This is a genomic window from Prescottella equi (assembly GCF_020171745.1).
GTDB classification, from domain to species: Bacteria; Actinomycetota; Actinomycetes; order Mycobacteriales; family Mycobacteriaceae; genus Prescottella; species Prescottella equi_A.
In genome coordinates, this window is record NZ_JAIVAH010000012.1 from 1 (window position 1) to 12901 (window position 12901).

The 12901-nt window shown below is 68.9% G+C and carries 15 protein-coding genes; 9 read left to right on the forward strand and 6 right to left on the reverse strand.

Annotated elements, in window-relative coordinates:
• Positions 1-186 precede the first annotated feature (186 nt).
• The gene (locus tag LCL87_RS08680; protein WP_225019239.1) at positions 187-1305 is read left to right on the forward strand and encodes a helix-turn-helix domain-containing protein; all 1119 of its coding nucleotides are present in this window, start codon (positions 187-189) and stop codon (positions 1303-1305) included.
• 115 nt (positions 1306-1420) lie between these two features.
• Positions 1421-1975 (forward strand): nuclear transport factor 2 family protein, encoded by a 555-nt coding sequence (locus LCL87_RS08685; protein WP_225018713.1) that lies wholly within the window; start codon positions 1421-1423, stop codon positions 1973-1975.
• 94 nt (positions 1976-2069) lie between these two features.
• On the opposite strand, the gene LCL87_RS08690 is transcribed toward LCL87_RS08685, so the two are convergent.
• Together LCL87_RS08690 and LCL87_RS08695 are read right to left on the reverse strand one after the other, a co-directional pair.
• A complete protein-coding gene (locus LCL87_RS08690; RefSeq protein ID WP_225018716.1) occupies positions 2070-3314 on the reverse strand; it encodes an MFS transporter in 1245 nt (414 codons plus the stop codon).
• 28 nt (positions 3315-3342) lie between these two features.
• Entirely contained in the window at positions 3343-3789 is a 447-nt protein-coding gene (locus tag LCL87_RS08695; RefSeq protein ID WP_225018717.1) for a MarR family transcriptional regulator, read from the reverse strand.
• A 208-nt stretch (positions 3790-3997) separates the two neighbouring features.
• Here LCL87_RS08695 and LCL87_RS08700 point away from each other — a divergent pair, with 208 nt between their 5' ends.
• Complete coding sequence (locus tag LCL87_RS08700) at positions 3998-4735, forward strand: lysoplasmalogenase family protein (protein ID WP_225018718.1); 738 nt, start codon at positions 3998-4000, stop codon at positions 4733-4735.
• Here the strand turns inward: LCL87_RS08700 and LCL87_RS08705 are convergent.
• Positions 4732-5178, reverse strand: a complete 447-nt coding sequence (locus LCL87_RS08705; RefSeq protein ID WP_225018719.1) for a hypothetical protein — start codon at positions 5176-5178, stop codon at positions 4732-4734. The two genes, LCL87_RS08700 and LCL87_RS08705, sit on opposite strands and share 4 nt — an antisense overlap.
• Before the next feature lie 27 nt (positions 5179-5205).
• The gene (locus LCL87_RS08710) at positions 5206-5832 is read right to left on the reverse strand and encodes a TetR/AcrR family transcriptional regulator (RefSeq protein ID WP_225018720.1); all 627 of its coding nucleotides are present in this window, start codon (positions 5830-5832) and stop codon (positions 5206-5208) included.
• 157 nt (positions 5833-5989) lie between these two features.
• Here LCL87_RS08710 and LCL87_RS08715 point away from each other — a divergent pair, with 157 nt between their 5' ends.
• From LCL87_RS08715 to LCL87_RS08740, 6 genes are all read left to right on the forward strand, one after another.
• Positions 5990-6919: a metal-dependent hydrolase gene (locus LCL87_RS08715; RefSeq protein ID WP_225018721.1), complete on the forward strand. Its 930-nt coding sequence runs from the start codon at positions 5990-5992 to the stop codon at positions 6917-6919.
• Positions 6919-8073, forward strand: a complete 1155-nt coding sequence (locus tag LCL87_RS08720) for a hypothetical protein (RefSeq protein ID WP_225018722.1) — start codon at positions 6919-6921, stop codon at positions 8071-8073. Before LCL87_RS08715 ends, LCL87_RS08720 begins: the two co-directional genes overlap by 1 nt.
• Positions 8074-8112: 39 nt before the next feature.
• On the forward strand, positions 8113-8904 hold the full coding sequence (locus LCL87_RS08725) for an SDR family oxidoreductase (RefSeq protein WP_225018723.1): 792 nt from the start codon (positions 8113-8115) through the stop codon (positions 8902-8904).
• A gap of 72 nt (positions 8905-8976) precedes the next feature.
• Complete coding sequence (locus tag LCL87_RS08730; protein ID WP_225018725.1) at positions 8977-9582, forward strand: DUF6636 domain-containing protein; 606 nt, start codon at positions 8977-8979, stop codon at positions 9580-9582.
• 17 nt (positions 9583-9599) lie between these two features.
• Positions 9600-10280, forward strand: a complete 681-nt coding sequence (locus tag LCL87_RS08735) for a TrmH family RNA methyltransferase (RefSeq protein WP_225019241.1) — start codon at positions 9600-9602, stop codon at positions 10278-10280.
• A 69-nt stretch (positions 10281-10349) separates the two neighbouring features.
• Positions 10350-11471 (forward strand): glycoside hydrolase family 76 protein, encoded by a 1122-nt coding sequence (locus tag LCL87_RS08740; RefSeq protein ID WP_225018727.1) that lies wholly within the window; start codon positions 10350-10352, stop codon positions 11469-11471.
• A 22-nt stretch (positions 11472-11493) separates the two neighbouring features.
• Here the strand turns inward: LCL87_RS08740 and LCL87_RS08745 are convergent, their stop codons facing one another.
• Together LCL87_RS08745 and LCL87_RS08750 are read right to left on the reverse strand one after the other, a co-directional pair.
• Positions 11494-12156, reverse strand: coding sequence for a DedA family protein (locus LCL87_RS08745; RefSeq protein ID WP_225018729.1), 663 nt, complete (start codon positions 12154-12156; stop codon positions 11494-11496).
• 2 nt (positions 12157-12158) lie between these two features.
• On the reverse strand, positions 12159-12899 hold the full coding sequence (locus tag LCL87_RS08750) for a VTT domain-containing protein (protein WP_510850724.1): 741 nt from the start codon (positions 12897-12899) through the stop codon (positions 12159-12161).
• Positions 12900-12901 lie beyond the last annotated feature (2 nt).

The window sequence follows — 12901 nt, forward strand, 5'->3', positions numbered from 1 at the left end:
TGCGCACTTATCGCGGCTCCGAGTCCCTCGGAAGCGCGATAAGTGCGCAAAACGCGAGGGGTCGAGTCCCGTGGATCGGGAGGGAAGGGTCCCCTCCGGGCGGTGCCGAGACATTCTCGGAGGTGCGTGAGTCATTCGCGGAGGGTGACGAGGAACGGAGCGACGGTGGGCCAGGAGCGGGTGCGGATGTCGGAACTGGGCTCCGACTCGGTGTCGGTGCTGCGGATCATCGCGTACTTCGACGAGCTCGGGGAGTCGGCGGCCAACGCGGACACCGTCGTCCGGGCGGCGGCCCTGCTCGCGGAGTGCCCGGTCGGCGCGGGCTGGGCGTCCGGCACCGTGATCGGGTACGACGCGCTCGGGAACCCACGAAGCGACATGAGTCCGGCGGCACCGGCGCACGACGACCCCGTGGTGTGGTTGGACCGCGACGGCGCCGAACGCCCACTCGACTCGGTGCTGCTGGATCGCCTGCGCCACACGCTGCGCGTCGCGGCAGCGCGGTCGGGGCCGAGGGACGGTCTACGGATGGGCGATCCCGCGCTGCTCGAGGTGGTGCTGTCGGACAGGGAGCGTCGCGAGGACCGGGTCCGGGCGGTGGGGTTGCTCGGACTGGATCCGGCCCGGGACGTCCGGGTGCTGGCGGTGTCGTCGGCCGCGAGTTCGGCTGCGGTCGAGGTGATCTCGCGGACCTGCGCGGGCCGACTCGTCCGGTCGGTCGACGTCGGCAACCTGACGGCGGTGCTGCTGCAGGACACCGCCGACAGCCGCTTCCTCGCGGACGATCTGCACGCCGCGATCGTCGGCGCGCATCCGACGTCGGGCACCGATCGCGGGCCCTGGGTGGGGATCGGGGAACGGATGAGTGTGTATGCGGCGCCGACGTCGTGGAAGCAGGCCCGTCGGGCGCTGCGCTTCGCGTCGTCCACCGGGTACGGGCGTCGTGCGGTTGCCTACAGCCGGCTGAGTTCGCTCGAACTGCTCGTCGAACTGCCCCTCGAACGTCTGCTCAACGATCGGGACGTCGCGCGGATCAATGCGCTCGCGGCGTCGGCGACCGGCGCCCAGGAGGTGGCCACACTGGAGGCATTCTGCGTGTTCGGGTCGCTGCGCCGGACGGCGTCCGAACTGCACGTCCACCACAGCACCGTCGCCGCGCGCCTCGCCCACCTCGAGGCCGAGATGGGCTGGGACCTGGAGGATTCGATGGACCGGTTCATGGCGACGCTGGTGCTGATGATCCGCCGGATGGCGCTGTCGTCGACCGAACTCGCGGCGTCGGAGGTCTTCGGGCCGGGGTTCTGAGCCCGACGCCCGTCGGGTCCGAGGGACGGAACGGTCGACGCCCGTCGGGTGACCCGGACCCGCCCGATGGGACACCATCGTGACGAAGTTCGTTTCATCGGAAGGGAATTCGCACATGGCCGTGATCGACCCAAATCGCACGTGGGAACTGCTCGAGCAGCGTCTCGCCGTCACCACCAACGCCCGCCACCGCGTCGTCCTCGGCGCGGTGATCGAGCACATGAAGGCCGAGGCCGCCCCGGACCTGGACCGGCTGATGGCGACGCTGAATCCCGCTCCCGACTACCACTTCTGGAACGGCGGCCGGGACGTCGGGCCCAAGGGCACCGAGGGCGTGAAGACGTACTACATCGACTTCCTCGCGACCCGCACCAACATCCTCGAGTACGAGCTCGACCGACTCGTGGTGGACGACCACTGCCTGGTCACCGAGGGTTTCCTCAAGCAGATCTACCCCGGCTCGTACGCCGCGCAGATCGGGATCCCGGTCGACGACGAGGCCGCCGACTACCTGGTCTCGTTCCGGCAGCTGATCCTGTGGCCGGTCGACGAGAACGGCCTGATCCAGGGCGAGGACTCGTACCACTCGGGTCCGTCGAGCGTCACCAAGCTGGCGTTCGAGGAACTGCCGCAGGAGTACATCGACCTGGTCCACACCCCGGCCACCTGACCCCCCGACCGCGTTTTGCGCACTTGTCGCGACCGGGGAGCCGGGAATCCCGCGACAAGTGCGCAAAACGCGAGGGGAGGGGAGGGCGGAAGCGTCAGTCCGCGTCGCCGACGGTGACCGCGACGGCCTCGTCGACACTGTGCGGCTCGGGGTCGTGATCGTCGATGTGCGCCAGCACCTTGCGGCCCGAGGCGAGGACCAGGATGCCGAGGACGGTGCACGCGGCGCCCACCCAGAACGGCACGTGGGCGTTGTGTTCACCGAGCTTGCCGGCGACGTACGGGGCCGCGGCACCGCCGACGAACCGGACGAAGCTGTACGCGGCCGACGCCGTCGAACGTTCGACGGGCGCCGAGATCATCACGGTCTCGGTGATGAGGGTGTTGTTGACTCCCAGGAAGAGTCCGGCCAGGACGACGCACACGATGAGCGCGGGCTTGGAGTCGGTGAACAGTGCCATGGCCGCCAGGTCGAGGGCGAACAGTGTCAGCGCGGCGATCATCATCGGCAGCGTGCCGAAGCGGCGCTGCAGGCGCGGGGCCAGGAACACCGACGCGATCGCCAGCGCCACACCCCAGCCGAAGAAGATGAAGCCGATCGAGTACGCGCCCATGTCGAGCGGGAACGGGGTGTACGCGAGCAGCGTGAAGAAGCCGTAGTTGTAGAGCAGCGCGGTAATCGCGACCGTGAGCAGACCGCGGTGGCGCAGCGCGAGGAACGGTGCGGCGAGCGAGGTCCGGTGCTGCGGCTTGGGGGCCTTGGGCAGCATCACCATGATGAGGATGAAGGCGATCGCCATGAGCGTCGCGACACCGAAGAACGGTGCGCGCCAGCTGATGTTGCCGAGCACTCCGCCGACCAGCGGACCGACCGCGATACCGATGCCGAGTGCCGCCTCGTAGAGGATGATCGCCTGCGCGACACCGCCGCTGGCGGCGCCGACGATCGCGGCCAACGCCGTCGCGATGAACAGTGCGTTGCCCAGGCCCCAGCCGGCGCGGAAGCCGACGATCTGGTTGATGGTGTCCGACGTGCCGGCGGCGGCGGCGAACACCACGATGATCGCCAGACCCCACAGCAGCGTCTTCTTCGCGCCGATGCGGCTCGAGATCACGCCGGTGAACAGCATGGCGACGCCCGTGACCAGCATGTAGCTGGTGAACAACAGCGACACCTGCGACGGTGTCGCGTCGAGCTGTTCGGCGATCGGCTTGAGGATCGGGTCCACGAGCCCGATGCCCATGAACGCGATGACGCTGGCGAAGGCTACGGCCCACACCGCTTTCGGTTGGTGCAGGATGCTCGGCTTGCTCGCGGCCGGTGCGGTCGTGGTGCTCACGTATCCCTCCTCGGTGATGTCGTGGTGGTCAGCGCTCTGCTGCGGCGGTCCGGATGATCGCCCGGAGTTCGCCCAGTCCGTCCGAGATCCGGGCGACCTGCTCGGGCTCGAGATGCGCGAAGTGCGGCGTCAGCGCGTCGGCGACGTCGTGGCGGGCGTCGGCGAGCCAGCGTCGGCCGTCGTCGGTGATGCCGACGAGGACGGCGCGGCAGTCGTCGGGGTCCGTCTCGCGCGACACCAGCCCCTCCTCGCCGAGGCGCTTGAGCAGCGCCGTCGCCGACGGTTGGGAGCAGCGGTCGAGTCTCGCGAAGGTGCTGATCCGGATCGGGCCCTGCTCCTCGAGCAGCGACAGCGCCCGCATCCACGGCCGGGGTCGGTCGTCGACGGAAAGCGCGGACGCGAGTCGGGTGAACCGGTGGGCGTTGCTCACCAGTTCGACGAGCAGGTCGCGGAACTGAGGATCGTTCGAACTCACGGAAGATAATAATTACATAAGCTAACTATCTATGTCTACCCTCCGCGTTTCGCGCACTTGTCGCGCCGAAACGGGTCCCGGGGGCGCGTCAAGTGCGCAAAACGCGGGGAGGGGAGGGCGGCGGCGGTACCGTCGTGCGGAATCGGACACGGCGAACGCGACGAACACAACGAGAGCAGTCGTGCCGAATCGGACACGAGGAGTGGGCATGGCATTCGCGAGCGGCAAGAAGTGGGGACTCGAACACGCGGTGTTCCTGGGTGCGACGGCGGCGACGATCTACGGCGCGGTCACCGGACGCGAGCGGGTCCAGCAGGTCGCGAAGCCGCTCATCGCGCCGGCGCTCGCGACCCGGGTGCTGCGCCGTCGCGACGACCTCGACACCGCCGACACCGCGCTGCTCGTGGCGGGTCTGGCCGCCGCCACCGTCGGCGACGTCTTCATGATCGACCCCGACGTCGACGCGCGCCTGCGCCGCGGCGCCACCTCGTTCGGCGTCATGCAGACGACGTACTCGTCGCTGCTCGTCCGCCGGGGTGCGCGCCCGCGCCTCGCCGCCGCACTGCCGCGAATCGGTGCCTGGGCCGGCGCGTCGGGGCTGCTGCACGCGAAGGCGCCGACGGTCGCGAAGACCCTCACCGGGTACGGCGCGCTGCTCGGCACCACCGCGACGCTCGCCGCCGATCCCGCGCTGGCGCCCGGCGCCTCCGACGTCGCGGGCCTGCCGATGCCGAACCGTCGCGACCGTCGCAGCTGGCTCGGTCTCGGTGGCCTGCTGTTCACCGCCTCCGACGGAACGATCGTGGTGCGCAAGCTGTTCCTGCGCGGCGAGAAGTCGCGGGCCGTGGCCGAGGGTGCCATCCTCGCGTCGTACGCGGCCGCCCAGCTGCTGCTCGTCGAGGGGATGGTCGAGCTGGGCCGTCGGGCGAAGAAGCGAATCGGCTAGGGGTAGATCAGGATTCGATCGCGGTTGTGCGGGTCGACGCGGATTGAGATCGTCTCACCCGGGAGGAAGTGCTCCCGGAATTCTCGTGCCACCTCGTAAACCACTGTGCCGGTGTACGACTCGGAGCCGGGCACCGTCAGCGCCAGGTCGAGTTCGGTGAGCTGACCGTTGTCGACCGTCCGGCGCAGCGGTTGCGCGCGGCGGATGGTCGCCCACCCCTCGAGGCCGTGTCGCGCCAGTTTCCGTTCGGCGCGAGTGGGGCGGTCGGCCCACATCATCCCCAGTCCCAGTGCGGATCCGTAGGCCGCGAGCAGGCCGCCGATCTGGTACGGGATCGTGCCCTCGGGGGTGTGGTCGACGAGCCAGCCGAGCCAGACCGCCAGCACGATGACGTAGCTGACGGTGATGAAGCAGACGGTGCGGACGATGCGTGGGTGGTTCATGGCTTTCTTCCCGTGACGCAACCCAGCCTAGTCGTCCGACGGGGACCCGGCTGGCCTGTAGCCGGGCTGCGCGACGATCGCCGGCGCGAGCCATCGGCGCAGGTAGCGGCGTAGTTCGTCGTCCGAGCGCTGCGGGCTGCCGGGGGAGACGAAGAACGACTGCATCGTCCGCAGCAGGTGTTCGACGAGTTCGCCCAGCGACGCGTCGTCGTAGCCGTGCCGCTCCCAGTCGACGTCGAACCGCCGGATCATCGTCATGCCGAAGGCTCGGGCCTCCTCGGACGTGATCCCGTCGGTGTGCGAGGGGGTCCCGAGCATGATGCCCAGGTGTGGGGTGCGGCGGACGTCGTCGAGCGTGTAGATCACGCCCTCGACCAGGGCGTCCGCGGGGTCGCCGAGGCCCTGCACGTGCTGGGTGAGGCGGTCGAGGAACGCGCCGACCGACGCGATTGCCGATGCCCGCATCAGCTCATCGGCGCTGGGGAAGTAGCGGTACACCGTCTGCCGGATGACGCCCAGGGACTCGGCGACGTCCGCGATGCTGACGGCCGAACCGGTGCGGGCGATCGTCTCCACTGCGGCCTCGACGATCCGCCGCGCCGCCTCCTCGTCGTCGACCGGCGGCTTGCCGCCCCATCCGCGTCTGCGTGCCACGGGCGGACCGTACCAGCAGTCCAGTGGGTCCCCGTGCAGGTGGCAGCGATTTCGCCGAAACCAATCATACAAATGACGACTCGATCGTATGATGGCGGCGATCGTGGCCCCGGCCTGCCCGGACGGGCCCGCACCGACGACGAACGAGGTAGTGCGCATGACGGATCTCAAGCCCCGGAAGATGGATTTCGGGTTCGACGACGGCGACGTGCCGTTCCTGTGGAACCCCGAGAACCCGGCCTGGTCGAGCATGTCGAACGCGGTGTCGTTCCTGGCCATCGGCTTCGAGAAGATGATCGTGAAGCTGATCCTGCAGGCCAAGCCGCTCATCACCGACCCCGAGGTCGCGGAGGAGGCGGTCGCGTTCATGCGGCAGGAGGGCCACCACTCCACCGCGCACCGCCAGCACGTGAACGGACTGATCCGCAGCTACCCCGGACTGCAGAACACGCTCGACGCGGTCGTCGGCGAGTTCGACCTGCTGACCGAGCGCACCTCGATCAACTACCGGCTCGCGTACACCGCCGACCTCGAGGCGACGTTCACGCCGGTCTTCAAGCTCATGCTCGACAACGAGGCCACGCTGTTCGCGCCCGGAGACGACCGGGTCGCGTCGCTGTTCCTGTGGCACTTCGTCGAGGAGGTCGAGCACCGCAGCTCGGCGCTGATCATCTACAACTCCATCGTCGGCAACGAGCTCTACCGGATGCGGATGGCGCCCTCGATCTTCGCGCACGTGATGAAGTCGATCCGGATCGCGTGTGCCGGCTTCAATCAGCACGTTCCGCTGTCCGAGCGGAAGGTCGACTCGCTGTCCATGTTCGCCCGGCACCGGGTCAAGCAGCGGGTGCTCACCACCCTCGCGCCGTACCTGACCAAGGGGCCGATGCCGCGCGCGTTCGACGGCCTGCCGATCGGCGAGCAGCTCATCGCGCTGCGCGGCGCCGTCCGCAGCCAGATGCCCGGACACAACCCGACGCACGAGAACCTGCCGGTCCTCGCCGACGAGTGGTTCACCCGCTACGACGCCGGTGACGACTGCACCCGTTGGTACACGGCCGAGTCCGTGGCGTCGGGGGTGAACTGATGTCGGATCTGTGTACGCCGACCTTCGAGGACCTGGCGACCCGGCTCGGCTTCTCGTGTGAGGAGGCCGGCGGCCTCTTCGAGCTGCGCAGCCCGACGGCGCTGGAGAACTGGACGCTGCCGGTCCTCGAGCTCACCATCGTGCTCGGCTCGGTGCTCGCCCTCGTCTACGCGATCGTGCGACTGCGTCGGCACGGCGACCCCACCAATCTGGTGCTGTGGTTCGGCGCCACCGCGTTCCTGTTCGTGATCGAACCGCCGATCTACTTCCCGGGTACGTTCGGCACCGAGGAATACCTGGGCACGATGTTCGCCCACAACGTGTTCACCGTCGAATTCCTGTGGGGCAGACTGCCGCTGTACATCATCGCGATCTATCCGCTGATGGCGACGCTGGCGTTCGAGCTCGTCCGGATGCTCGGCGTGTTCCGCCGCTACGGCGTGTTCCTCGGCGCGGTGTGCGTCGGGTTCGTCCACCACGCGTTCTACGAGATCTTCGACCAGCTCGGGCCGCAGCTGCGGTGGTGGGAGTGGACCCTCGACAACAAGGTCAACCTGCCGTTCTTCGATTCGGTGCCGCTGCCGAGCGTGGTGGTGTTCGCGGCGCTGTGGCCGATGTCGCTTGCGCTGTGCGTCCAGTTCTTCGTCGGCCGCCACGTGGACGGGGGACGGCATTTCTCCGGGCTCCAGTTGGTCTGGCGCACAATCGTGGTCGGGCTGGTGGCGTCGGTCGGCGTGTTCGTCCTGCCGCTGCCGGCGACGGTCTTCGGCATGGGCAGCGACACGGTGCGCGGCGTCCTCTACGCGGCGGAACTGATCGCCGTCACGGTGGTCGCGATTCCGCTGCTGGTCAAACAGTGGTCGCGGCTGCGTTCGGGAACGTCCGACGCCCCGGCCTACTCCAACGACTTCGTCCGGGTCTACAGCATCGTGTACCTCACGGTGATGGGGGTGCTGTGGCTGAGCGCCCTGCCCGACTTCTTCGGGGCCGTCGACGGCGTGACGACGAACGGGGACCCGATCGGCAACCTCTGGTACACCGTCGCGTGCTTCGCCGTCGCGATCGCGTGTGTGGCCGCGACGTTCACCGTCCCGCGCCCGACGGCCGCGCTGGACACAGCGGCCGGCGAGCGACCGGTGGCGAATTCGGCCTGAGTACACCCGGTTTCGTCGCGCAGCGCTTAGCCTGACGGCATGGCACCGACACCTCGACCCACCGTGTTCGTCACCGGCGCCGCGGCGGGGATCGGACGCGCGACCGCCGTGGAGTTCGCCCGCCGCGGGTACTTCGTGGGCGCGTACGACATCGACGAAGACGGACTCGGCGCCCTGCGTGAGGAGATCCTCACGCAGGGCGGCCGGGTCCGCACCGGCATCCTGGACGTCACCGACGCCGACGAGTGGCGTCTCCGGTTGGCCGAGTTCACCTCGGGCGACGGCCGACTCGACGTTCTGATCAACAATGCCGGTGTCCTGGCGTCGGGGCATTTCGAGGACCTGCCGCTCGACGCGCAGCGCCGGATGGTGGACATCAACGTCGTAGGCACGATGAACGGCCTGCACACGGCGTATCCGTATCTGAAGGAGACGCCGGGCGCGCAGGTGGTGAACCTCGCGTCCGCGTCCGCGATCTACGGCCAGCCGGAACTCGCCACCTACAGCGCCACCAAGTTCGCGGTGCGCGGGCTCACCGAGGCGCTGGAACTCGAGTGGCGGGGCCACGACATCCGGGTGCTCGACGTGTGGCCGCTGTTCGTGCGGACCGGGATGATCCGCGGAATGTCCATCGGCAGTACCCGTTCGCTCGGGGTGCGGCTCACCCCGCAGCACGTCGCCGACGCGATCGTCGACGCCACCCAGCACCGCCGACGGTTCCCGAAGGTGCACTACCCGGTCGGCGTCCAAGCCCGGGTCCTCGCGGCGGCGTCGGCGATCTCGCCCGCGTGGCTGGCGCGGCTGTCGAACAAGGTGCTCAGCCGCGCCTGAATCGAGTGACGGTGCGGACGACTAGAGTTCGGTGACGACGGATCGCGTCGGGAAATCGGTCAGGAGTGGGTTGTGCGTCGGGTATCGCTGCCGTGTCTGGGAGTGGGTGCGGCGCTGGCCGCCGTGCTCGCACTGACTGCATGCGGAAGTCCGGCGGAGACACCGGCGGCCGAACCCACCACCACCGTCGCAGCGCCGACGACCACGACATCCGTGGCCGCGCCCACCACCACGACGACGGCCCCGACGACCACCACGACGGCACCCACGACCACCGCGGCGGCCACCACGACACTCACCGACGTGCAGTTCCAGCGCAACGAGTCCTACTTCTTCTCCTCACCCGACGGCACCTTCACGTGCGGGATCGTGCGGCTGCCGGGCCGCACCGAGGCCGGCTGCGAGGGCGTCACCACACCGGTGCCGCCGCGGCCGGACGACTGCATGGTCAGCTGGGGGAACGGGATCCGCGTCGAGAACACCGGCCGCGGCGCGTTCATGTGCTCGGGCGGGCAGGTCTACACGTCCGGCGCCGGGACCGAACCGGTGCTCGCGCCGGGGACCCCGCTCGCCAAGCTGGGGTACACCTGCGAGACGACGGCGTCGTCGGTGACATGCACCAACGACGAGACCGGGCACGGGTTCACCGTCGCCCCCGATTCGAACGAGACGTTTTGACCACCGAAGAACCCAAGATGCATTCCCCGGCCGCCGACGACGCCGACGTGGCGGGGCCCACCGAGTGGGGCGAGCACCCGCACGGCGTCGGCCCGTGGACCGACGAGCACGACACCCCGCCGCCGACCGACGAGCGCTACGACCCGCAGTTGCTCGCGGAGGGCGACCGCCGCAACGTTGTCGACGCGTACCGCTACTGGACGCGCGAGGCGATCGTCGCCGACATCGACTCCCGGCGGCACCCGCTGCACGTGGCGATCGAGAACTTCGCGCACGACTCGAACATCGGGACTGTGGTGCGCACGGCGAACGCGTTCGCGGCGGCCGCGGTCCACATCGTCGGGCGGCGACGCTGGAATCGGCGCGGCGCCATGGTCACCGACCGCTACCAGCACCTGGTCCACCACACCGACCTCGACGAGTTGGCGGTGTTCGCGCAGGAGAACGGGCTGACGGTCGTCGCGGTCGACAACACGCCGGGATCGGTGCCGCTCGAGACGGTCGAGTTGCCGCGGAACTGCCTGTTGCTGTTCGGCCAGGAGGGGCCCGGCGTCACCGATCAGGGACACGCGGTCGCATCGATGACGGTGTCGATCGCCCAGTTCGGTTCCACCCGCAGCATCAACGCCGGTGTCGCGGCGGGGATCGCGATGCACGCCTGGATCCGGCAGCACGCCGACCTCGACCAGGCCTGGTAGCGCAGACACCGTCGTCGTACCAGCGAGTCCGGTAGCAAAAGCACCGACGCCCAGGCAAGATCGGTAAACATGCAGCGCGAATGGTCTGCCCGGGCGGATGCCGCCGAGGAGGCGGTCATGACCCGGCACATTCGCCGCGTGTGGGGGATGCCGGGGACCGCGCTCGCGGTGGTGGCGTGGCCTGCGGTGCGGCGGGAACGGATGTTCGTCAACTGGCACTACTGGTGGCAGGCGAACCTCATCAACTGCACTGTCGACGCCGCCGAACGAAACCCCACCGCGCGACGCCGGCGTCGGCTCGCGAGACTCATTCGGGGTCACCGCTTCCGGAACATCTCGGGCTGGACCAACGCCTACTACGACGACATGGCGTGGCTCGCGCTCGCTCTCGAACGCGCGCAGCGGATGCAGTTGATCGACAGCCGGAAGGCGCTGTCGACGCTCGAGTCGCAGCTGTTCGATGCGTGGTCACCCGATTCCGGCGGCGGCATCCCGTGGCGCAAGCACTCCGATTTCTTCAACACCCCGGCGAACGGGCCGGCCGGGCTGGTGCTGGCCCGGCTCGGCCGGTTGTGGCGGGCGCAGGCGATCGCGGACTGGATCGACGACACGCTGCGCGATCCGGAGACGGGACTGATCTTCGACGGCATCCGCGCCGACGGCACCATCGAACGCAACATCTACTCGTACTGCCAGGGCACGGTGCTCAGCCTCGAGACGGAACTGGCGGTCCGGATGGGCGCGCCGCGGCACCGGCTCCGGGTGCACCGGCTGGTCGATGCGATCGACGAACGACTGACCCGCGGCGGAGTGATCCGCGACGGGGGCGGCGGCGACGGCGGCCTGTTCAACGGGCTGCTCGCCCGGTACCTGGCCCTGGTGGCGCTCATGCTGCCCGGCGACACCCCCGAGGACGTGCGCGCCCGGCAGCTCGCCGCGCAACTGGTGCTCGGCTCGGCGGAAGCGGCGTGGGAGAACCGGCTCCAGGTCGAGGAGCTGCCGCTGTTCGGCAAGGACTGGAGCATCCCCGCGCAGCTGCCCGGCCTCGGCGCGGGCATCGCGACGTTCTCCGACGGGTCGGTGCACCCGTCGGACATCGCCGAACGGGACCTGTCGGTGCAGTTGGGCGGTTGGCTGTTGATGGAGTCGGCGTACCTGGTGTCGGCGGCCGGCTACCCGAAGCGGCGGTGACGGGCCGTCAGGTGAGTGAGCGTCAGTGGTGGACGTCGTCGACGACGACGTCCTCGGCCGGCTTCGCCATCTCCCGCCGGTAGCCCCACACGCCCGCCGCGGTGCCGATCACGAGCAACGCCACCAGGACGCCGAGTACGAGCGGCATCAGCCACGGCACCCGTTCGAGCAGCGAACCGCAGTAGAAACCGATCATCAGCAGCACCGGCGCCCACACGATCGCCCCGATGGTGCTGGCGATCGTGTAGCGGCGGTGGTCCATGTTCGCGGCGCCCGCGACCATCGGGCACAGCGTCCGGACCCACGGGATCCAGCGGGCGACCAGGACCGCCCAGAAGCCGTGCCGATCGAGCAGCACGTTCACCTTGTGCAGGTTCGCAGCATTGACGTACCGGCCGTTGCGGCGGGCCACGAGGTGGTGTCCGCTGCGTTTGCCGATCACGTAGCCCACCTGGTTACCGGCGACCGCGGCGCCCATCGCGCCCGCGGACAGTGCCCAGGTGTGCTGCGCGCCGGCCTCGTGGGTCGCGAGCACGATGCCCGCGGTCACCAGCAGCGAGTCACCGGGCAGGAACAGCCCGATGATCAGTGCGCATTCGAGGAAGACGAACGTGAGGACGATGATCCAGACCAGTGCGGGACCGGCCGATTCGAGCGGACCGAAGGTTCCGGCCGCGACGGTCATGGTCAAACGGTCGGGTCGTTCGGGGTCCGGACGGGCTCGGCGGCCTCGACGGGGGCCTTCGACGCCTTGCGGGAACCGAAGTAGCGCTTACCGACCTCGACGATGATCGGGATGACCGACACCAGCACGATGCCGATGAAGATGTAGTCGATGTTGTCGGCGATGAACTGGATCTGCCCGAGCCAGAAGCCGAGCAGCGTGACGCCGGCGCCCCACACGATGCCGCCGATGACGTTGTAGGTGATGAACGTCGAGTACTTCATCTTCGACGCACCGGCCACGAGCGGCGCGTACGTGCGCACGATCGGAACGAAGCGGGCCAGGAAGATGGTGATGGGGCCGTGCTTCTCGAAGAAGGCCTGGGACTCGTCGATGTAGCTCTTCTTGAAGAGCTTGGCGTCGTCGGACTTGAAGAGGGCCGACCCGCCCTTCGCGCCGATAAGGTAGCCCACCTGGTCGCCGAGGACCGCGGCGATCGGGATGGTCACCATCAGCACCCACAGCGGCGCGAACGGCTCCACCTCCGCCGACTTCGAGGCCGCGATCAGACCCGCGGTGAACAGCAGGGAGTCGCCCGGGAGGAGCGGGAACAGCAGACCCGACTCGATGAAGACGACCAGCAGAAGTCCGATCAGCATCCAGGTGCCGAACGAGTTCAGCAGGTTCACTGGATCGAGGAATCCCGGCAGCAATGCCAGATTCGTGGTCACGGACTCCGAGGCTGCCAGCACATTCACGCGCACCA

Coding starts and splice junctions, on each gene's coding strand:
- LCL87_RS08680 (WP_225019239.1), top strand. CDS start 187: ATGTCGGAACTGGGCTCCGACTCGGTGTCGGTGCTGCGGATCATCGCG.
- LCL87_RS08685 (WP_225018713.1), top strand. CDS start 1,421: ATGGCCGTGATCGACCCAAATCGCACGTGGGAACTGCTCGAGCAGCGT.
- LCL87_RS08700 (WP_225018718.1), top strand. CDS start 3,998: ATGGCATTCGCGAGCGGCAAGAAGTGGGGACTCGAACACGCGGTGTTC.
- LCL87_RS08705 (WP_225018719.1), bottom strand. CDS start 5,178: ATGAACCACCCACGCATCGTCCGCACCGTCTGCTTCATCACCGTCAGC.
- LCL87_RS08715 (WP_225018721.1), top strand. CDS start 5,990: ATGACGGATCTCAAGCCCCGGAAGATGGATTTCGGGTTCGACGACGGC.
- LCL87_RS08720 (WP_225018722.1), top strand. CDS start 6,919: ATGTCGGATCTGTGTACGCCGACCTTCGAGGACCTGGCGACCCGGCTC.
- LCL87_RS08725 (WP_225018723.1), top strand. CDS start 8,113: ATGGCACCGACACCTCGACCCACCGTGTTCGTCACCGGCGCCGCGGCG.
- LCL87_RS08735 (WP_225019241.1), top strand. CDS start 9,600: ATGCATTCCCCGGCCGCCGACGACGCCGACGTGGCGGGGCCCACCGAG.
- LCL87_RS08740 (WP_225018727.1), top strand. CDS start 10,350: ATGCAGCGCGAATGGTCTGCCCGGGCGGATGCCGCCGAGGAGGCGGTC.
- LCL87_RS08745 (WP_225018729.1), bottom strand. CDS start 12,156: ATGACCGTCGCGGCCGGAACCTTCGGTCCGCTCGAATCGGCCGGTCCC.